We start from the raw sequence: 18,122 nt of genomic DNA, 5'->3' as shown, positions 1-18,122 counted from the left end.
GCGGATGCCCGCAGCTACCGCTGCTGAAACCAGCCGGTCACGGCCGGGGCCGTGTTCTGGTAGATATGCTTGGTTTCCTGGTATTCGCCGAGGCCCATCGGGCCGAGTTCGCGGCCGGACCCCGACTGGCCGTAGCCGCCCCACTCGGCCTGCGGCAGGTAGGGGTGAAAGTCATTGATCCAGACGGTGCCGTGGCGCAGGGCCTTGGCTATGCGTTGGGCCTTGCCTGCGTCCTGGGTCCAGACCGCTCCGGCCAGGCCGTAGACGGTGTCGTTCGCGATCCGCACGGCATCGGCTTCGGTCTCGAAGGTCTCGATGGTCACGACCGGGCCGAACGCTTCGTCGATCACGACGGACATTCCGCTCGATACTTGGTCGAGGATGGTGGGCGTGTAGTAAAACCCTTCGGTCAGGTCGCCCTCGCCCCAGGTTCCGCCCGATCGGAGGCGGGCTCCCTCGGCCAGACCCTTGGCTACGTAAGCGGTGACCTTGTCGCGGTGGGCGGCGCTGATCAGCGGTCCGGTCTCGGCGTTCGGGTCGAATGGCCCGCCGAGACGAATCTGATTGGCCCGGCGCACCAGCTCGTCGACAAACTTCTCCGCAATGGATGCCTCCACCACGATGCGCGCGCCGGCGGAGCATACCTGGCCCGAGTGCACGAACGCGCCGTTGAGAGCGTTGTCGACCGCGGCATCGAAGTCGGCGTCGGCGAAGATCACGTTCGGGTTCTTGCCGCCGAGTTCGAGGGCGACCTTTTTGACGGTTCCGGCGGCTGCGGCGGCGATCTTCTTGCCGGTTTCGAGGCCTCCGGTGAACGAGACGAGATCGACGTCGGGATGGCTGGCCAGCGGGGCTCCGGCCACAGGGCCCGCGCCGAGCACGAGGTTGGCGACGCCCGCGGGCAGGCCGAGGTGGTCGAGCAGCTCCATCATGAGCATGCTGGTGTGCGGGGTGAGCTCGCTCGGCTTGAGCACGAAGGTGTTGCCCGCCGCGAGGGCCGGGGCGATCTTCCACGCAGCCTGTAGCAGGGGGTAGTTCCACGGCGCGATCAGACCGCAGACTCCGACGGGTTCGTGCACGATGCGGCTGATGACGCGCTCGTCGCCGGCATCGACCATGCGGCCAGTGTCCTGTCCGGCGAGCTTGCCGAAGTAAGCGAAGCAGTTGGCGATGTCGTCCATGTCGATTTCACTCTCGACCAGGCGTTTGCCGGTGTCGAGGGTCTCGGCGCGGGCGAATTCAGCCCGGCGCACGCGCAATTCAGCGGCCACCCGCAGCAGAAAGTCGCCGCGGGTGGGCGCCGGCACTGTGCTCCAGATTCCGCTGTCGAAAGCGGTGCGGGCGGCGCGGACCGCGGCGTGGACATCCGTTGTGGTGGCCTCGCTGACGGTACCGACCAGTGTTTGATCGGCCGGGCAACGGATCTCTCTGCTGCCGGCGTCGCTTGCGGGTACCCAGGCCCCGCTGATGAACAGTGTGGCCGGTGCGGTGGTGGTGCTCATTGTTTGACCTCGTCCGATTCGAAATCGGCTTCCCAGTTGTCTTTGGCCACCTGGTCCTCGGCGAGGGCGGTGTTTCCCGGTTCGGCACGGTTCAGGTGCAGAAAGTCGAGGTGTGTTTCGTAGTGATCGAGCACGTCGGTGATGACCTGCTCCTTGCTGTAGCCCATGAGGTCGTAGCCATGGCTGCCCTCGAGGGAAAAGACCTCCATGCGGTAGTACTTGCCGCTCGCGCTGGCTGCGCGCACCGCATAGGTGGGGGTATCGAATTGAACGGGGTAGATCTGGTACTTGAAACCGCGCTCGTCGCCCATCGAGACGTTCAGGTCGAGATGCGGAATCTGCAGTCCGTCGACGATTCCCTGCGACAGGGTGACTTCCGCGCCCTGCTGGAGCAGCTCATCGTGCACCTCCTGCAAGGCGGGCAGTGCCACGCTCGAAACGAAACGTTCCGCCTGGCGCGGGCCGGGGTAACTCATCGCCCGGGTGAGGCGCTGACGCCAGTTGCGGGCGCGGGCCGGGTCGGTGCTGCGGCCCGACAGCAGGCTGGGCAGGCTGGCCCGAAAACTGTCGGTGAGCGATTGTTCTACCCGTAGTGCCTTGTAGAGCCCGAGCATGACGAGCAGCAGTACGGCCGAGAACGGCAGCCCCATGATGATCGTGGCATTCTGCAACGTCGGGATACCGCCGACCAGCAACATCGCCATGGTCAGCACGCCCGTGGTCACCGCCCAGAAGATGCGCAGCCACTTGGGCCCGTCAGACTCAGAGTCCTTGAGGTGTGAGGTGAAATTCGCCATGACGAGGGCGCCGGAGTCGGCGCTCGTGACGTAGAACAGCAGTCCGGTGAAGGTGGCGATCGCAGCGGTGGCCGGGGCGAACGGAAACTCGGCCAGCAGGGAATAAAATGCTCGCTCCGGGGAATTCATTGCGACCTCGCCGAAGCCGGCGTCGCCGCCGATCACGATTGCGAGAGCACTGTTCCCGAAGACTGCGATCCAGATGAGGATGAAAGCAAATGGCACGATCATGGTGCCGGCGACGAACTCGCGAATGGTACGGCCGCGGCTAATGCGGGCCAGGAACAGGCCGACGAACGGAGCCCAGGCGATCCACCAGGCCCAGAAGAACAGGGTCCACCAGTTCAGCCATTCGTCAGGACGGTCGTAGGCGAAGGTGTCGAGCGTCATCGCCGGGAAACGGCTGAGCGTGTCACCGATGTTGAGCACGATGGCGTCGAGGAGAAAGCTCGTGTTGCCGGCGATGAGCACGAACAGCATGAGCCCGACGCTGAGCAATACATTTAGTTCGGACAACCGTCGAATGCCCTTTTCGACCCCGGACACGACGGAAATCGTGGCCATCACCACGCTGAGAGCGATGAGCGAACCCTGCACCAGAAGGGTCTCCGGCGTTCCGAACATGAAGGTTAGGCCGTAGTTGAGCTGGGCGACGCCGATGCCGAGGCTCGTGGCGATGCCGAAGATAGTGCCGAGAATTGCGGCGATGTCGACCACGTCGCCGATCGGTCCGTGAATTCTCTTACCGAAGATGGGATACAACGCCGAACGGATGCTCAGCGGCAGGTTCTGCCGGTAGGCGAAGTAGCCGAGGGCCAGGCCCATGAGTGCGTAGAGCGCCCAGCCGGTGATGCCGTAGTGGAACAGCGTCCAGACCATGGCCTGACGGGCGGCCTCAACCGAGCTGCCGTCGCCGGTGGGCGGAGCGAGATATTGGGTGACTGGCTCGGAGACCGAGAAGAACATCAGGTCGATTCCGATGCCGGCGGCGAACAACATGGCCGTCCAGGTGAACAGGCTGAACTGCGGACGCGAGTGGTCTGGTCCGAGGCGGGTCTTACCGACGCGGGACAGGGCGACGACGATCACGAACACGAGGACGACCGTGACGATGAGAAAGTAGTACCAGCCGAGGTTGACGGAAACCCAACCAACGACGGCGGCGATGACGTCACTGGCGTTGGTGGGGGCCAGGATCGCCCACAGCGCTATCGCGATGATGCCGGAGGCGGAACCGAAGAAGACTGTTTTATTGACCCGGGTCTTGTTCTCCGGTGGGCCGGCGGCGGGACTCTCCGGGGGAAGAGCGGGAGTGTGGGCAGAGAGAGTCATCTCATCCTTGGTGCTCGGTGTGATGTCTCGATGGCGCCAGTGCCCGATATGCGCACTGGCAATCCGAGTGGCCGCGGTGGCGGCGTGGTGCGCGTCTGTCAGTCTAGCAAGGCAAGATCCGCGTCTTTCCGGGCCTCTTCGGGGTTCAGGGTGTTATCCCGCGCGGGATATCACAGATTCCTGGTTGTGAGTTTCTACCGCCGAGGTGTGAGATTCACGCCGCTTTTCGCGAAAATTCGCCCAAGGCTCACACCTCGGTGCAGCGCACCTACCGTGCGAACAGTCGGGTGTTGGCCTGCTCGGTCTCGGCGTACTGCTGCCCGGCCACGCTCAGCGCCTGGTTGAGCACGGTCAGGCTTTCCTCCAGCTGCTGGTGCATGCCGCGCCACTCGGCGAATGCGCCCTGAAAGGCGGCGGAGGCCTGGCCGGTCCAGAACCCTTCGAGACTGGTCAGCTGAGCGTTGAGATCGCCCACATCGGCCTGCACTCGCGCGATGGTGCCGCGGGCGGTGCTCGCGGTGCTCTGCACCGCATCGCTGTCGACCTGAAAGCTCGTCATGGTGTGCCCTTCTCCTACATAACAGTGGTTGGTGACTGTGAGAGTAGAAGAGGAGCGGCAGTATCCGCTTGTCAGGCGCAGATCTGTGAGCGGATGTCGCCACCCGTACCCTGGGGAGGAGCCCCTACGGGATGACGGGCTGGGCGTGCTGCGGGGCGCTCGGCGTTCCGGCGAGGGGCAGCGAGACACGGAAGGTGGCACCGCCGCCGGGAGTGTCGACGACGTCGACGGTGCCGTTGTGGCTCGCGACGATCGCGGCGACGATGGCGAGTCCGAGGCCGCTGCCGCCGGTTTCGCGAGCGCGAGACGAGTCGGCGCGCCAGAATCGCTGGAAGATCTTCTCCCGAATCTGCGGCGGAATTCCCTCGCCGTGGTCGATCACGGCGATGGAAGCTCGCTGGGCGTGCGGGTCGACCATCACCTCGAGCTCGATCGGGCTGTCCGAGGCGGTGAAGCGCATCGCATTGCCCATCAGGTTGGTGATGACTTGCCGAATCTTGTTCTCTTCGGCCATGACGATCGGCGGCAGTTGCGGCTCCACCGGCAGTACAGTCAGGTCAGCCTCGGGCAGAACGACGGTTCCTCGACGCGGTTTGCGGGTGCGCAGCCGGGCCAGGGTGGCGCCGGCGAAGGCGATGGCTCCGGTCGGCGTGCCGGTTCCGGACGGCCGGGCGATGGCGCCGGTGGTGACGCTCTCTGACGAGTCGTTTTCGAACGGCACAATTTCGCCGGAGTCGCCGTCAACGTGCCCGTCGAGCGGCCCGACAACAGCCGGGGGAGTGAGTACGGTAACCTGGCGGCCCGGGGAGCTCGCCATGGCGTCGAGGGCGGCGTCACGGGCCAGGGGAACGAGGTCGACCGGGGTCAGCGCGAGCGGCTTGGTCTCGTCGAGGCGAGCGAGTTCGAGCAGGTCCTCGACCAGGCCGCCCATGCGGATGGCCTCTTTCTCGATGCGTTCCATGGCCTGAGCAACATCTTCGGGGGTTTGCAGCGCGCCCATGCGGTACAGCTCGGCGTAACCGCGCACCGAGACGAGGGGGGTGCGCAGCTCGTGGCTGGCATCGCCGACGAAGCGGCGCATCTGGTCGATGGTACGGGCTCGGTCTTTGAAGGCGCGGTCGATGCGGCTGAGCATGATGTTGAGCGAGCGGTTGAGGCGACCGACCTCGGTGTTTGGGGTGGCGCCGCCGAGCCGCTGGCTGAAGTCGCCGTCGGCGATGGCCGCGGCGGTCTGTTCCGCCTCACGCAACGGCACGAAGGTGGTCGTGACGAGCACCCGGGTGAGCATGGCACCAATCAACACGACCCCGGCGCCGAAACCCAGAAAGATCGTGAGATAGGTGGCCATGGTGTTCTCGGTCGGCCGCAGCGAAACGGCCATGACGAGGGTGCCGTAGGTGCCGGTAGGGCTGATCACCACGGGCACCATGATGGCGTGAAACTCGGTGTCGTGGGCAGCGTCCCAGAGTGTCTGAATCTGCCCGTCGAGCTGCGATACCCGCTTCAGGTCGAGCGGCATACCCACCACAGGCAGCTCAGCGTGGTCGCGTTCCTGCCAGGTGCGGGTGATCAGGGCGCCGTCCTGGTCATACAGGGCCACGAAGTAGTCCGACGCGACGCCCTTGGTGTCACCCTGCGAGAACACGCTCGACGAGTAGCCGCTGAGCGCGGTCTGCGTGTCGACCTGCAGCTGCGTGTCGACCTGGGTCACCACATACTGCTTGAGCATGGCCATGGTGCCGATGCCCGAAACGAGCAGGCCGAGCGTGAGCATCAGCACCGTGACACCGGTGATCTTGGAACGGAGGGAGATGCTGCTCCACCGCCTGGAGAGGGTTTCGTGCATAAGTGTGGATTTAGTCTACGAAAGCTCGCTGTGCCTAAGCCCCATGGATCATGCCTTGGCAGCCTTGAGCATGTAGCCGAAGCCACGCTTGGTCTGGATGAGCGGTTCGCTCGAGTGCACGTCGACCTTGCGGCGCAGGTAGGAGATGTAGCTCTCCACGATTCCCGCGTCACCGTTGAAGTCGTACTCCCAGACGTGGTCGAGGATCTGCGCCTTTGACAGCACCCGGTTGGGGTTCAGCATGAGGTAGCGCAGCAGCTTGAACTCGGTCGGGCTCAGCTCGATGGCCTCGGTGCCCACGAGAACCTCGTGGGTGTCCTGGTCCATGGTGAGCTCGCCGGCGCGGATCACGGCATCCTCGTCGGCGTGCATGGTGCGGCGCAGAATGGCCTTGATGCGCGCGACGATCTCGTCGAGGCTGAACGGCTTGGTCACGTAGTCATCGCCGCCGACCGTGAGGCCGGTGATCTTGTCCTCGGTGTCGTCTTTTGCCGTGAGGAAGAGGATCGGTGCGGTGTAGCCGGCCGAACGCAGGCGCTTGGTGACCCCGAAGCCGTTCATGTCGGGGAGCATGACGTCGAGAATGATGAGGTCGGGTTCCTCCTCGAGCACGGCGGAGATGGCCTGTGCACCATTGCCAACGGCGCGCACGGCGAAGCCGGCGAAACGGAGGCTGGTGGTGAGGAGATCGCGAATATTGGGTTCGTCATCGACGATAAGGATGCGGGGGCCGTCAGTCATGCCACCAGTATCTGCGCGTTAGCTGGAGCTTTGCTGAGAGTGGGCGGTACGTGGTGGGATCGGCGGGCGGTGATCCGTTGTGCGGCACGAATTACCGACATGATGGGAGGAACGATCGACGTGTTTCAACCTGAGGACCGATATGACCCGCACCAGAATCAGCTCGGCCCCGGCCTTGACGCTGCCACAACTGGATGCCCCGCGCCGGCTGATCGGCGGTCGCACCTTCGACTTCGATCGTGAGGTGGCCGTGATGGCCATCATCAATCGCACGCCGGACTCGTTCTATGACCAGGGCGCAACGTTCGCTCTCGACGCATCCGTTGTGGCGGCCCGTCAGGCTATTGCCGACGGGGCCGACTGGATCGATATCGGCGGTGCGAAGTTCGCGCCCGGGCCGGCCGTGCCGATCGAGCAGGAGATCGACCGGGTGGTTCCGGTGGTCGAGGCCCTGCGCGGTTCCGGGGTCGTCATCTCGGTCGACACCTTTCACCCCGCCGTGGCCGCCGCGAGCATCGCCGCCGGCGCGCACGTGATCAACGACACGACCGGGGTGCATGACCCCGCGATGGCCGATGTCGTTGCAAACAGCGATGCCACCCTGGTGATCACGCACAGTCTCGCGGCGCCGCGCATGCCGTACCCGGCGCCGCATTACGACGATGTCGTGGCCGAGGTGAGCGCGTTTCTGCTCGCCAGGGTCGACCGTGCGGTCGGGCGCGGGGTGCCGCCCGAACGCATCATCATCGACCCTGGCCATGACCTCAACAAGACCACTCGGCACTCGCTCGAACTGACCCGTCGGCTCGGTGAGATCGCCGGCCTCGGCCTGCCCACCCTGGTGGCCGTGTCGAACAAGGATTTCGTGGGGGAGAGCCTTGACCGTGAGCGCGGCGAACGGGTCGAGGGGTCGCTGGCCGCCATGACGGTCTGCATTCTGCAGGGCGCCCGCATCGTGCGCATGCACAACGTGCGGGCCGCCGTCGACGCCGTGCGCATGACCGAGGCCATCCTCGGGTTTCGCGAGCCTGCCTACGAGCGTCACAACCTCGCCTGATGGGTGCCGAAGTGCCCTCGCGGGTTGAGTCGTCGGTGCGGGCCGAACTACCTCCGAGCTCTGAGTCTTCCGTACGCGCCGAACTGCCGCCACGGGCCGAATTGATCGAGTGTTACCGGGTGGCTGACCGCTCGGTGCCGTGGGTGCGCGTGAATTTCATCGCGAGCCTCGATGGCGCCGCCACGGTTGACGGCCTCAGCGGTGGCCTGAATAACGCCGACGACAAGCTGGTCTTCGACACCCTGCGGCTGCTCACCGACGTTATTCTGGTCGGCGCCGGAACCGTGCGGGCCGAGGGCTATGGCGGCATTCTCCTGTCAGAGGATGACGCGGCCTGGCGCGTGCAGGCGGGCCTGGCCGCCCAGCCCCCCGTTGCGATTGTGTCGGGGCGGCTGGATCTTGAGCCGGGGCATCCGGTTTTCGTTGATGCGGCGACCCGGCCGATCGTGCTGACCCATGCGGCCGCACCGGCCGACCGCCGGGCCGCGCTCGCCGCCGTGGCCGACGTCGTCATCTGCGGCGACGAGGCGATCGACCCGCGCCGTCTGGTGGCGGAGCTCGCGGCGCGGGGCCTGCCGCAGATTCTGTGCGAGGGCGGTCCGCACCTGTTCGGTGACCTTCTCGCGGCGGACCGAGTCGACGAGCTCTGCCTGAGCCTCGCCCCGGTCCTCGTCGGAGGCTCCGCCGGGCGCATCGCGGTTGGGGAGGCCGCGGCGACCCGAGCCATGGAACTGCTGCACGTGCTGCGCGCCGGCGACATGCTCTTTTTGCGCTACCTGCGCCCCGCCGGCTGAGCGGGGGCGGCTGAGCGCGCGTGCTGATCGCGTGCTGGTGGGCGGCCTGCGCCGGGCCGCACCGGCTGGGCCCACCTTATAACCCTGGGCCCAGTTTATAAACTGGGCCTGTGGACGGGGCCTGGGCCCCGTCCACAGCCACTGGGGGACGCGGGTGTGTGCGGGGCTGGTGGGGGGTGAGCCGCTCGGCGAGAGGTGAGTTGGGGGCATCCGCTCGCCGAGACGTGAGTTTGGGGGCGGGTCGGCGCAGGAAACTCACGGGTCGGCGAGGTCGCTGGACAAAACTGCCCGCGGGTCAGACAGCGAGGGGGCCGTGAGGCTCTGGGCGTCGAGGATCGTGTAGCTGTAGCCCTGTTCGGCCAGAAAACGTTGGCGATTCTGCGCAAAATCCTGGTCGACCGTGTCGCGGGCGACCAGCGTGTAGAAGTTCGCCGACAAGCCGGACACCTTGGGCCGCAGCAGCCGGCCGAGGCGCTGGGCTTCCTCCTGGCGGGAGCCGAACGAGCCCGACACCTGGATGGCCACGGTCGCTTCGGGGAGGTCGACCGAGAAATTCGCGACTTTCGAGACGACGAGCACCTTCACCTCGCCCACCCGGAACGCTTGGTACAGCCGCTCGCGTTCGTCGATCGGCGTGGCGCCGGTGAGCTGCGGGGCGTTCAAGACCTCGGCGAGTTCGTCGATCTGGTCGAGGTATTGGCCGATCACGAGGATGCGTTCGCCTTCGTGCTTGGCGATCAGCGCCTGTACCACGCCGAGCTTGGCCGGTGCGGTCGCGGCCAGGCGATAGCGCTCGTCGTCGGCGGCAGCGGCGTAGCTGAGCCGCTCGGACTGCGGCAGGTCGATGCGCACCTCGTAGCAGTTGGCCGGGGAGATGAAGCCCTGGGCCTCGATCTCTTTCCACGGGGCGTCGAAGCGCTTCGGGCCGATCAGGCTGAACACGTCGCCCTCCCGGCCGTCCTCCCGCACGAGCGTGGCGGTGAGGCCGAGGCGGCGGCGCGCCTGCAGCTCAGCGGTGAGCTTGAACACGGGCGCGGGCAGCAGGTGCACCTCGTCGTAGATCACGAGGCCCCAGTCCATCGCGTCGAGCAGTTCAAGGTGCGCGTACTCGCCCTTGCGCTTCGCGGTGAGAATTTGATAGGTCGCAATGGTGACCGGCTTGACCTCTTTCACCTGGCCGGAATACTCGCCGATCTCCTCTGCGGTCAGGGTGGTGCGCTTGAGTAACTCGTCCCGCCACTGGCGCGCGGAAACCGTGTTGGTCACCAAAATGAGCGTGTTCGTCTTCGCGGTCGCCATGGCTCCGGCGCCGACGAGGGTCTTGCCCGCGCCACAGGGCAGCACGACCACGCCGCTGCCGCCGTCGAAGAAGCTCGCGACGGCCTTGTTCTGGTAGTCGCGCAGCGCCCAGCCGTCTTCCAACAGGGCGATGTCGTGCGGGGTTCCGGGCGTGTACCCGGCGAGGTCTTCGGCCGGCCAGCCGAGTTTGACCAGCTCCTGCTTGAGCTGTCCGCGTGCCCACGCCTCCACCAGGTATGTCTCCGGTGACGGATGCCCGATCAACAATGGCGCGATTCGTTTGGCTCCGGCGATTTCGGTGAGCACGGCCTGGTCGCTGCTGTGCAGCACGAGGGCGCCCTCGGAATCGCGCTCGATGACGAGCCGGCCGTAACGCCCGACGGTCTCGGTGATGTCCACGCTGACCGTTTGCGGTATGGCGAATTTGGAATATTTCTCGAGCGTTGCGAGCATATCCGACGCATCGTGCCCGGCCGCACGGGCATTCCACAGGCCGAGCCGCGTGATGCGGTAGGTGTGGATGTGTTCGGGCGCGCGTTCCAGCTCGGCGAAAACGGCGAGGTCGTGACGAGCATCCTCGGAAAGAGGGTGGGCGACTTCGAGCAACACCGTGCGGTCACTTTGGACAATCAGGGGGCCATCAGACATAGCGCCCAATCCTACTCTCGTCAGTCCGCGGTCCTGTCCAGAGGCTGGTCATTGCGCACGCATTCATGACTCTCGTCAGTGCGCGGTCCTGTCCAGGGGCTGGTCATTGCGCTCTCACTCTCGTCCGGTCGTCGGTCGCGTCCAGCGGATGCCCGCGCGCAGGCCGGTCAGGGCGCCGGTGTGATGCTGAGGATGCTCTTGAGCGGTAGGGTGCGCTCGATATCGGCACGGCGGTCCCGGGCCCGAAAGCGTCCGTTGCTGACGCTGGCCGGTTCGAGCAGGTAGTCCACCACAGCGCCGCCGGGCATCGCAATGCTCACCAGGATGGTCTGCTTGGCCTTGATGGCGGTGTCGAGCTGGCGGGTGAGCCAGGCATCCGCTACCGAAATACCACTTTCGGCGCCGAGTCGTAGCTTCTCGACCAGGTTGCGGGCGGTGTCAACCGTCGGCGTCAGCGTGACGTGGGCGATCTGGTGGCGGCGCAGGTGCACGATCTCACCGAGGTCGTCCTCGGCGGCGACCGGATAGCGCGCGTCACTGAGTGCCCAGAACACGGCGTCACCGGCGAAGCGGCTGAGCAAGTGTTCGCTGTCGCCGGCGCGCACGAGAGCGAGTGGCGCTAGAGTTTGGTCGACGGCGATCGTGCCGAGCAGCGCGGCATCCGCTGAGCAGACGTAGCTCAGAAAAACAGTCTCATCGCCGACCGGAGCGACCGGGGTGTTCGGTGCGCCGGTGAGACTTCCCACTCGCACCCGACCGTACCGCAAAGCCGACTCCTTGATGAGGTAATCGACCGGCTGCGGAATGCCGGTGAGCGAGATCGACGAGAGAAAAGCCAGCAGCGAGTCGGCGTTCTCGCCCGCGGCCAAGGCGCGATTGACGGATGCCGCGGTGATGCGATAGCTCGACGCCAGCTCGCGGCTCTCCACGTCGGCCATCCCGCGCAGGCGGGAGTCGATGGACGGTGCGAGCGGTCCGGGCGCGACGATCGAGAGGTCGTGCTGCAGATACACCGCGCCGACCTCGGTCGGGAGCGCGATCGCCATGGTGTCCACGGCCGCCTCGAGGTCGCCGCGCAGTACGCTCGCGCCGGCCGTGCTGGTGGTGTCGTGGGCGGTGATGCCGAGCAACTCGGCGTCGCGGGCGAACTCGGTGAGCTGTGCGAGCATCCACTCGCCGCCGGCCGGGTACAGCCAGGCGATGAACGTGGTGAGGCCGTCTCCCCAGAGCAGCCCGGCCTGACGCGGCAGGATATCGGCCACGATCGGCGGGAGCGCCGCCTGCCAGGCCGCGGCCAGAGCCGCCCAGCGCGCGGTCGTGCGTTCGAGCAGCCAGCCTTCGCCCGCCTCGGTCTCCATCCAATAACCGTCGGAGCGGGCGAGCAGGTCGGCCCGCGATGCCAGGGCCAGGATCGGGGCCACCAGATCGACGTCGACGGACATCACGGCGGACAGTCGCTTGGTGTCGGGCAGGCCTAGCCCGCCCCGGCTGAGCTGCCGGGCAGGCTCGCGGCTGAGCTCGTTGACCAGCTCCGCGATCGATGACACGACCGCGAAGGCGCGTTCGGCGGCCAGCTGGTCGATGAAGGCGACCTCGGTGTCGGGGACAGCGGTGAGGGATGCCGGGGGCAGAGCGACCGCGAGGTCGGCGGCACCCGGCAGGCCCTGGGCCGGCCAGCGCGCCAGGTGAGCCGACACGGCGTCGTAAGGAATGCAGCATCCGGCGGCGTGATCGGCGAGGAGCTGGGCGTGCAGGGTGTCGACCCGGCTGGTTACCTCGGTCAGCGTGACCTCGGTCGACCCCAATTCCCGCAACCGGTTCGTCACCGCTTGGAGGGTGGGAACGGAATTGTTGCTCGTGAGCTGCCCGGCTACCGCCAGAACGGCGAGCGTCGAACGGTCGAGGTGGCTCAAGGCCAGTTGCACATTGCCCGGGTCAAGCAGGGCCTCGGCCAGATCGAAGAAGTCACGGATGCCGCTCGCAGAAATGCCGCGCACCCCGATAACGCGCCGCAGCTCGGCATCGGGCAGGACCCGAAGTCTCGATGCGAGGCCGAGCATTACTCGCGGTCTCGTCGAGCTTCGCGGCTGCGGCGAACTCCCACAGAGATCATGAGCGCGATGATGAGCACGAAGCCGAAGGGCAGTCCGTAGAGCGGAAGGATGAAGATTGGTGGCCAGATACCACGGCTGAATCCGTCATTGGCGCCGACGCCCATCGCCGTTGCGATGATCACCGCGACGAACGCCAGAATCGACAGCCCCACCACGCTCGCCACCATGTAAGCGAGAACGCGCTCAAGCCGGCTGACGGGGTGTGGAGTTTGATTGGTCACCTGCTAAGGATACGGGCACGCCGGTGCCACAACCGAATATGCTGGGTTCACACCCCGCGCACTTTTGTGCGCCCAAAACTCAGTGAGGTTCAGATGCCCACCGGCAAGGTCAAGTTTTACGACGAGGAGAAAGGCTTTGGCTTCATCACATCCGATGACGGTCAAGAAGTCTTTCTCCACGCTTCCGCCCTGCCCTCCGGCGTAACCGTCAAGGCCGGCGCGAAGCTCGAATTCGGCATCGCCGACGGCAAACGCGGCGCCCAGGCGCTCTCGGTACGAGTGATCGAGGCGCCGCCGAGCCTGAGCAAGTTCAACCGCAAGCCGGCCGACGATATGGCCATCATTGTGGAAGACCTCGTGAAGCTGCTCGACGGTATCGGCACCAACCTCAAGCGTGGACGCTACCCCGAGTCGAGCCACAGCAAGAAGATCGCGGCGATGCTGCGCAAGGTTGCCGAGGAACTGGATGCCTGAGCTGACAGACGCTGAGCCCACCGCGGTCGAGCCTACCGCGGTCGAGCTCACCGCGGCCGAGCCCACCCGGCCGGCCGACGCCACCCTGCTGGCGGCCGTCGAGCTGGCCCGCGCGGCGCTGCTGGAGATCACGACCGACGACACCATCGGCGAGGTCATCGGCCACATCGACGAGGGCGACCTCGTGGTGTCGCTGCTGTTCGACTGCCTAATGACCGGCTACCCGGGCTGGCGCTGGACCGTCACCCTCGCGCGGGTCGACGAGAACTCCGAGCCGAAGGTGCTCGAAACCGAGCTCACACCCGGCGATGACTCGCTGCTCGCACCCGAGTGGGTGCCGTGGTCGGATCGCCTCGTCGACGACGGTGGCGACGACAGTGAAGCGGATGCTGACGACACCGACGACGACGAGTCAGACGATGACGATGACGATGACGATGACGACGAGTCGGATGACGATTTAGACGAGGACTCGGATGACGACGCAGAGTCGGGCGACGACGACGCGGATGACTCGCTCGACGCGCTCGACGGCATCGACTTCGACGAGGCGCTAGCGGCGGCGGAACTGCACCCAGGCGAGACCGAAGAGGCCGAGGCCGACGCCGATCACAGTGCACCACAGCCACCAACCCGCGGTCGTCGCGCTCGCCGCCCCTAAGCCTGACGCTGCCGGCGCCGTGACCTCAACGATGAGGGCGGCGCCGAGAGCGACCAGCCAGACGATGGTGCCGACGAACAGGGCTTTGCGGGCATCCGTTCGCGCGGGCAGCGGATCGGGCCGACGTTCGCTGTCTTTCAACCAGAGACGCATGACCCGATCCTTTTGTTCGCTAGTTGCCGAGGTGTCCGACGACGTGCTCGATGGACGCCACGAGCTTCTTGACGTCCTCCGGGTCGATCGCCGTGAAAGTCGCGATGCGCAGCTGGTTGCGGCCGAGCTTGCGGTACGGCTCGGTGTCGACGATGCCGTTGGCGCGCAGCGTCTTACTGATGGCTGAGGCGTCGATGGCGTCGTCGAAGTCGATCGTGACGACAACCTGCGAGCGGTGCGTCGGTTCGGCCACGAACGGGGTCGCGTAGTCGACGCCGGCTGCCCAGTCATACAGAACGGATGACGATGCCTGCGTTCGCGCCGACGCCCACGTCAGTCCGCCGCTCTGGTTGATCCAGTCGATCTGGTTTTCCATCAGCAGCAGGGTGCTGAGGGCCGGCGTGTTCAGCGTCTGGTTCAGGCGCGAGTTGTCCACGGCGTTCTTGAGGCTGAGGAACTCGGGAATGTACCGGCCGCTCGCCGCAATGCGTTCGACGCGCTCGAGCGCGGCGGGGGAGAAGAGGGCGATCCACAGGCCACCGTCGGAGGCGAGGTTTTTCTGCGGGGCGAAGTAGTAGACATCCGCTTGGCTCGCGTCGAAGTCGATGCCGGCCGCGGCGCTGGTGGCGTCGATGACGGTGAGGGCGCCGGCATCGCCGTCGACCCGGGTGACCGGGGCCATGACGCCGGTCGAGGTTTCGTTCTGGGGCCAGGCGTAGACGTCGATGCCGTCGCGCACCACGAAGTCGCTGCGTGAACCGGTGTCGGCTTTGATCACGTCGGGGGCTTCGAGCCAGGGGGCGGCGGCCGCCTTGGCGAACTTGCCGCCGAATTCGCCGAAGACCAGGTTCTGCGCGCGGGTTTCAATGAGGGAGAAGGCGGCGGCATCCCAGAATGCGGTCGAGCCGCCGTTGCCAAGCACAACTTCGTAGCCGTCGGGAATGCGAAACAGTTCGCCCAGGCCGGCGCGCACGCGACCGACGAGGTCTTTCACGGGGGCCTGGCGGTGCGATGTGCCGAGCACTCCGGTGCCGAATCCCAGCAGGTGGTCGAGCTGTTCGCGCCGGATTTTCGATGGGCCGCAGCCGAATCGTCCGTCGAGGGGGAGCAGATCGGTGGGAATCAGTAGGTCGGCCATACGGCGATTCTAGTTGCCCAGCTGCGGGCGGGTAGGCTTGTGACGCTGTGCGGGCCCGGCCGGGGCCGCCAACGGAGCACCATTCACTTACCTATGAACGGTGCGCGCACGAGCCGAATGAAGGGCTGCGGATGAGCGATCTGATCGACACCACCGAAATGTATCTCCGCACGATCCTCGACCTGGAGGAAGAGCAGATCGTGCCCCTGCGGGCGCGCATCTCCGAACGCCTCGGTCACTCCGGCCCGACCGTCTCGCAGACCGTCGCGCGGATGGAACGAGACGGCCTCGTCATCGTGTCAGGGGATCGACACCTGGAACTCACCCCGGCCGGCCGCAGCAAGGCGGTGCACGTGATGCGCAAGCATCGCCTGGCCGAACGGCTGCTCAGCGACGTGATCGGACTCGAGTGGGAGTTCGTGCACGACGAAGCCTGTCGCTGGGAACACGTGATGAGCGAGCAGGTCGAACGCAAGATTTTGGAGTTGCTCGGTCACCCGACCGAGTCCCCCTACGGAAACCCGATTCCGGGCCTCGACGAGTTCGGTGAGTCCGCGGCCGTTGCCTTCATGGCCGGGGTGACCAGCGTGCTGTCGGTGGTGGGGAATTCGACCGTGCCGGTGACCGCGGTCATCCGTCGTCTCGGTGAACCCGTGCAGTTCGACCCGGAGCTGCTGCTGCAGCTCAAGCAGAGCGGTGTGATGCCCGGTGCGACCGGGGCGTTTTCGGCCGCCGGATCGTACGTTCTAGTACAGGTCGAGGGTTTTGGTGCTGGATTAGAGCTGCCCAACGAGGTTGCCGGGCACATTTTCGTGACCACACCGATCGGCTACGTGCCAGTCGTACACTGACATCTCGCCGGGTTCGCTGCTTGATGAATCGAGCCAGTCGTCACGACCTGAACGGGCGTCCGTTACCAATCCGTTAGAAATGTACCGTTTCAGGGTGACAAATGGGCGAGCTTCTTGTAGCCTCGGGGATGTCCCACAGACCATGAAAGGTCGAAGGACTCTAGCCAAGACGCCTGCTTACCCCGTCTCTTGGTTCGGAACACACCCGCGATTAGCGAAGTGGACGGGACAACGACCTAGTGTTGTCGAGGCGCCGGAGGTTAAAACTTTGGCTGCATTAGGAACAAGAAGGTCCCGACGCGGGCTGAGCCGAACATCTGATTCCCTGGAAAAAGTGGAATCGTCGGCACACTCCCACCGAGCACTGTCGCGCGCGACCCCGAAGAAGCGCCGTGGCGGTTTCGCCAACATTGTCGTCATGACCCTCGCCACCGGACTCGTTGCCACCATGGCTCTCCCGGCGTATGCCTTCGCTCCCGGCTCGAAGGACGCCTCCTTCAAGGCCACCGAGTCCACGGAGATGTCCAAGGCTCAGGCGCAGGCTGTTGAAGTCGATGCGCAGGCCGCCACCGTGAGCGTGGCTCGCGAGGGTTTCACCGCCACCACTCCCGAAGAACTTGCTGCTGCCGTTGCCGCCGCCGCCGCGGAAACCCGCCGTGTCGAGGTTGCCGCGCAGATGACCTCCTACGCCGCAAGCTATTCGGGCCCGAGTGTTGCCGACTTCCTGGCCAACCCGACCTACCCGAATTTTGATCTCGCATCCGTTTTCAATGTTGCCTCGCAGTATCAGGGCACACCGTATGTTTACGGTGGCGCCACCCCGGCCGGCTTCGACTGCTCCGGCTTCATTATGTACGTCTACGCGCAGTTCGGCATCAGCCTGCCGCACTCCTCAGTGGGCCAGGGGGCGGCCGGTACCAAGATCTCGATCGAAGACGCCGTGCCCGGCGACCTCGTGATCATGGACGGCCACGACGGCTTCTACGCGGGCAACGGAAACATTCTGCACGCGCCGTACACCGGCCAGTCCGTGCGGATCCAGCCGATCTGGACCAGCGACTATTACATCGTGCGGATCGGCATCTAGTTCGTCTCCTCGCGTGAACACTAGGTAACAGCTCACACAAATGGCGCACACAGGTTCACCTGTTGCGCCATTTGTGGGTTAACCTAGTGCCCTGATGTAGTTTGTAGGGCCGTAAGGAGAGCCAATGCATGAGCGACGCACTATCCACACCATGGATCTGCGCGGTCGCGAGTGCTTTCGGCATAGTTGTCAGAGCGAGAAGAGCTGTGTGAGCAGCCAGAAGGCGTTGTCATTGTGACGGCGCCTTTTTTTGTACTCTTTTTCGCTTTGCCGCGCTCCTGTTCTTTCCGCATCGGATGTAGTTCGAATGGCTGGAAGCCGTCCAGCCTCCTTCGAAAGGGAGCGCATGCGCACACTGGTACTCAATGCGGGCTATGAGCCCCTCGCCGTCGTCTCGTTCAAACGAGCGCTCATTCTGGTAATGAACCAGAAGGCCACGATCGTGCAGTCGGATCAGAACCACCCTGTTTTCGCGGCCTCGGGCTCGTGGGATCGCCCGAGCGTCATTCTGCTCACCCGGTACGTGCGCATCCCCATGTCACGCCTGGTGCCGGTGAGTCGCCGCGGCGTGTTGCGCCGCGACGAGCACCGTTGCTGCTACTGCGGCAAGTCGGCGGCCACAATCGACCACGTGCTGCCGCGGTCGCGCGGTGGTCGCGACACCTGGGACAACCTCGCGGCCTGCTGTCTGCGCTGCAACAACCTCAAGAGTGACCACACCCCGGCCGAGATGGGCTGGGAGCTGCGCTTCACCCCACGGATGCCGCAGGGCGCGACCTGGATCGTGCGCGGAGTCGAACGGCCCGAGCAGGAATGGGATGCCTATCTGGCGCCCGCCGCGTAGGCTT

17 protein-coding genes are annotated in these 18,122 nt (G+C 65.6%); 7 read left to right on the top strand and 10 right to left on the bottom strand.

Features of this window, described 5'->3' with window-relative positions; translation table 11 throughout:
* Positions 1 to 14 precede the first annotated feature (14 nt).
* From E3T29_RS01670 to E3T29_RS01650, 5 genes are all read right to left on the bottom strand, one after another.
* Positions 15 to 1,502, bottom strand: a complete 1,488-nt coding sequence (locus tag E3T29_RS01670) for an aldehyde dehydrogenase family protein (RefSeq protein WP_134343809.1) — start codon at positions 1,500 to 1,502, stop codon at positions 15 to 17.
* A complete protein-coding gene (gene betT / locus E3T29_RS01665; RefSeq protein ID WP_134343808.1) occupies positions 1,499 to 3,631 on the bottom strand; it encodes a choline BCCT transporter BetT in 2,133 nt (710 codons plus the stop codon). Before betT ends, E3T29_RS01670 begins: the two co-directional genes overlap by 4 nt.
* Before the next feature lie 268 nt (positions 3,632 to 3,899).
* Positions 3,900 to 4,190 carry a WXG100 family type VII secretion target gene (locus tag E3T29_RS01660; RefSeq protein WP_105035001.1) on the bottom strand — a complete coding sequence of 97 codons (291 nt, stop codon included), beginning with the start codon at positions 4,188 to 4,190 and terminating at the stop codon, positions 3,900 to 3,902.
* A gap of 124 nt (positions 4,191 to 4,314) precedes the next feature.
* A complete protein-coding gene (locus tag E3T29_RS01655) occupies positions 4,315 to 6,036 on the bottom strand; it encodes a HAMP domain-containing sensor histidine kinase (protein WP_134343807.1) in 1,722 nt (573 codons plus the stop codon).
* A gap of 48 nt (positions 6,037 to 6,084) precedes the next feature.
* Positions 6,085 to 6,777 carry a response regulator transcription factor gene (locus tag E3T29_RS01650; protein ID WP_092112483.1) on the bottom strand — a complete coding sequence of 231 codons (693 nt, stop codon included), beginning with the start codon at positions 6,775 to 6,777 and terminating at the stop codon, positions 6,085 to 6,087.
* A gap of 142 nt (positions 6,778 to 6,919) precedes the next feature.
* Between E3T29_RS01650 and folP the strand changes: the two genes are divergently transcribed.
* Positions 6,920 to 7,834: a dihydropteroate synthase gene (folP, locus tag E3T29_RS01645; protein ID WP_134343806.1), complete on the top strand. Its 915-nt coding sequence runs from the start codon at positions 6,920 to 6,922 to the stop codon at positions 7,832 to 7,834.
* A 119-nt stretch (positions 7,835 to 7,953) separates the two neighbouring features.
* Positions 7,954 to 8,628 (top strand): pyrimidine reductase family protein, encoded by a 675-nt coding sequence (locus E3T29_RS01640; RefSeq protein WP_241987584.1) that lies wholly within the window; start codon positions 7,954 to 7,956, stop codon positions 8,626 to 8,628.
* A 255-nt stretch (positions 8,629 to 8,883) separates the two neighbouring features.
* Here the strand turns inward: E3T29_RS01640 and E3T29_RS01635 are convergent, their stop codons facing one another.
* The 3 genes from E3T29_RS01635 to E3T29_RS01625 form a co-directional block, all read right to left on the bottom strand.
* Positions 8,884 to 10,575, bottom strand: coding sequence for a DNA repair helicase XPB (locus E3T29_RS01635; protein ID WP_134343804.1), 1,692 nt, complete (start codon positions 10,573 to 10,575; stop codon positions 8,884 to 8,886).
* A 167-nt stretch (positions 10,576 to 10,742) separates the two neighbouring features.
* On the bottom strand, positions 10,743 to 12,635 hold the full coding sequence (locus tag E3T29_RS01630) for a helicase-associated domain-containing protein (RefSeq protein ID WP_134343803.1): 1,893 nt from the start codon (positions 12,633 to 12,635) through the stop codon (positions 10,743 to 10,745).
* Positions 12,635 to 12,910: a hypothetical protein gene (locus E3T29_RS01625; RefSeq protein WP_241987583.1), complete on the bottom strand. Its 276-nt coding sequence runs from the start codon at positions 12,908 to 12,910 to the stop codon at positions 12,635 to 12,637. The genes E3T29_RS01630 and E3T29_RS01625 overlap by 1 nt, the downstream gene beginning before the upstream one ends.
* Positions 12,911 to 13,003: 93 nt before the next feature.
* Between E3T29_RS01625 and E3T29_RS01620 the strand changes: the two genes are divergently transcribed.
* Positions 13,004 to 13,384, top strand: a complete 381-nt coding sequence (locus tag E3T29_RS01620) for a cold-shock protein (RefSeq protein WP_092112494.1) — start codon at positions 13,004 to 13,006, stop codon at positions 13,382 to 13,384.
* Positions 13,377 to 14,045, top strand: coding sequence for a DUF3027 domain-containing protein (locus E3T29_RS01615; protein ID WP_134343802.1), 669 nt, complete (start codon positions 13,377 to 13,379; stop codon positions 14,043 to 14,045). The genes E3T29_RS01620 and E3T29_RS01615 overlap by 8 nt, the downstream gene beginning before the upstream one ends.
* Here the strand turns inward: E3T29_RS01615 and E3T29_RS01610 are convergent.
* The gene (locus E3T29_RS01610; protein ID WP_134343801.1) at positions 13,938 to 14,198 is read right to left on the bottom strand and encodes a DUF2530 domain-containing protein; all 261 of its coding nucleotides are present in this window, start codon (positions 14,196 to 14,198) and stop codon (positions 13,938 to 13,940) included. The two genes, E3T29_RS01615 and E3T29_RS01610, sit on opposite strands and share 108 nt — an antisense overlap.
* Before the next feature lie 19 nt (positions 14,199 to 14,217).
* Positions 14,218 to 15,336 (bottom strand): phosphoserine transaminase, encoded by a 1,119-nt coding sequence (gene serC, locus E3T29_RS01605; RefSeq protein WP_104089154.1) that lies wholly within the window; start codon positions 15,334 to 15,336, stop codon positions 14,218 to 14,220.
* A gap of 131 nt (positions 15,337 to 15,467) precedes the next feature.
* Between serC and E3T29_RS01600 the strand changes: the two genes are divergently transcribed.
* The 3 genes from E3T29_RS01600 (at position 15,468) to E3T29_RS01590 (ending at position 18,118) form a co-directional block, all read left to right on the top strand.
* The gene (locus E3T29_RS01600) at positions 15,468 to 16,187 is read left to right on the top strand and encodes a metal-dependent transcriptional regulator (RefSeq protein WP_134343800.1); all 720 of its coding nucleotides are present in this window, start codon (positions 15,468 to 15,470) and stop codon (positions 16,185 to 16,187) included.
* A 334-nt stretch (positions 16,188 to 16,521) separates the two neighbouring features.
* Positions 16,522 to 17,274, top strand: coding sequence for a C40 family peptidase (locus E3T29_RS01595; RefSeq protein WP_241987582.1), 753 nt, complete (start codon positions 16,522 to 16,524; stop codon positions 17,272 to 17,274).
* Positions 17,275 to 17,620: 346 nt separating this feature from the next.
* A complete protein-coding gene (locus E3T29_RS01590; RefSeq protein WP_134343798.1) occupies positions 17,621 to 18,118 on the top strand; it encodes an HNH endonuclease in 498 nt (165 codons plus the stop codon).
* The last annotated feature ends 4 nt before the right edge of the window (positions 18,119 to 18,122 follow it).

The organism is Cryobacterium sp. TMT1-66-1 (assembly GCF_004403435.1).
GTDB lineage: Bacteria > Actinomycetota > Actinomycetes > Actinomycetales > Microbacteriaceae > Cryobacterium > Cryobacterium flavum.
Note: the sequence above shows the minus strand (reverse complement) of the source record. Positions and strands in the feature narration are given on the sequence as shown.

Coding starts and splice junctions, on each gene's coding strand:
- E3T29_RS01630 (WP_134343803.1), bottom strand. CDS start 12,635: ATGCTCGGCCTCGCATCGAGACTTCGGGTCCTGCCCGATGCCGAGCTG.
- serC (WP_104089154.1), bottom strand. CDS start 15,336: ATGGCCGACCTACTGATTCCCACCGATCTGCTCCCCCTCGACGGACGA.
- E3T29_RS01655 (WP_134343807.1), bottom strand. CDS start 6,036: ATGCACGAAACCCTCTCCAGGCGGTGGAGCAGCATCTCCCTCCGTTCC.
- E3T29_RS01670 (WP_134343809.1), bottom strand. CDS start 1,502: ATGAGCACCACCACCGCACCGGCCACACTGTTCATCAGCGGGGCCTGG.
- E3T29_RS01590 (WP_134343798.1), top strand. CDS start 17,621: ATGCGCACACTGGTACTCAATGCGGGCTATGAGCCCCTCGCCGTCGTC.
- E3T29_RS01635 (WP_134343804.1), bottom strand. CDS start 10,575: ATGTCTGATGGCCCCCTGATTGTCCAAAGTGACCGCACGGTGTTGCTC.
- E3T29_RS01600 (WP_134343800.1), top strand. CDS start 15,468: ATGAGCGATCTGATCGACACCACCGAAATGTATCTCCGCACGATCCTC.
- E3T29_RS01650 (WP_092112483.1), bottom strand. CDS start 6,777: ATGACTGACGGCCCCCGCATCCTTATCGTCGATGACGAACCCAATATT.
- E3T29_RS01660 (WP_105035001.1), bottom strand. CDS start 4,190: ATGACGAGCTTTCAGGTCGACAGCGATGCGGTGCAGAGCACCGCGAGC.
- E3T29_RS01615 (WP_134343802.1), top strand. CDS start 13,377: ATGCCTGAGCTGACAGACGCTGAGCCCACCGCGGTCGAGCCTACCGCG.
- betT (WP_134343808.1), bottom strand. CDS start 3,631: ATGACTCTCTCTGCCCACACTCCCGCTCTTCCCCCGGAGAGTCCCGCC.
- folP (WP_134343806.1), top strand. CDS start 6,920: ATGACCCGCACCAGAATCAGCTCGGCCCCGGCCTTGACGCTGCCACAA.
- E3T29_RS01610 (WP_134343801.1), bottom strand. CDS start 14,198: ATGCGTCTCTGGTTGAAAGACAGCGAACGTCGGCCCGATCCGCTGCCC.
- E3T29_RS01620 (WP_092112494.1), top strand. CDS start 13,004: ATGCCCACCGGCAAGGTCAAGTTTTACGACGAGGAGAAAGGCTTTGGC.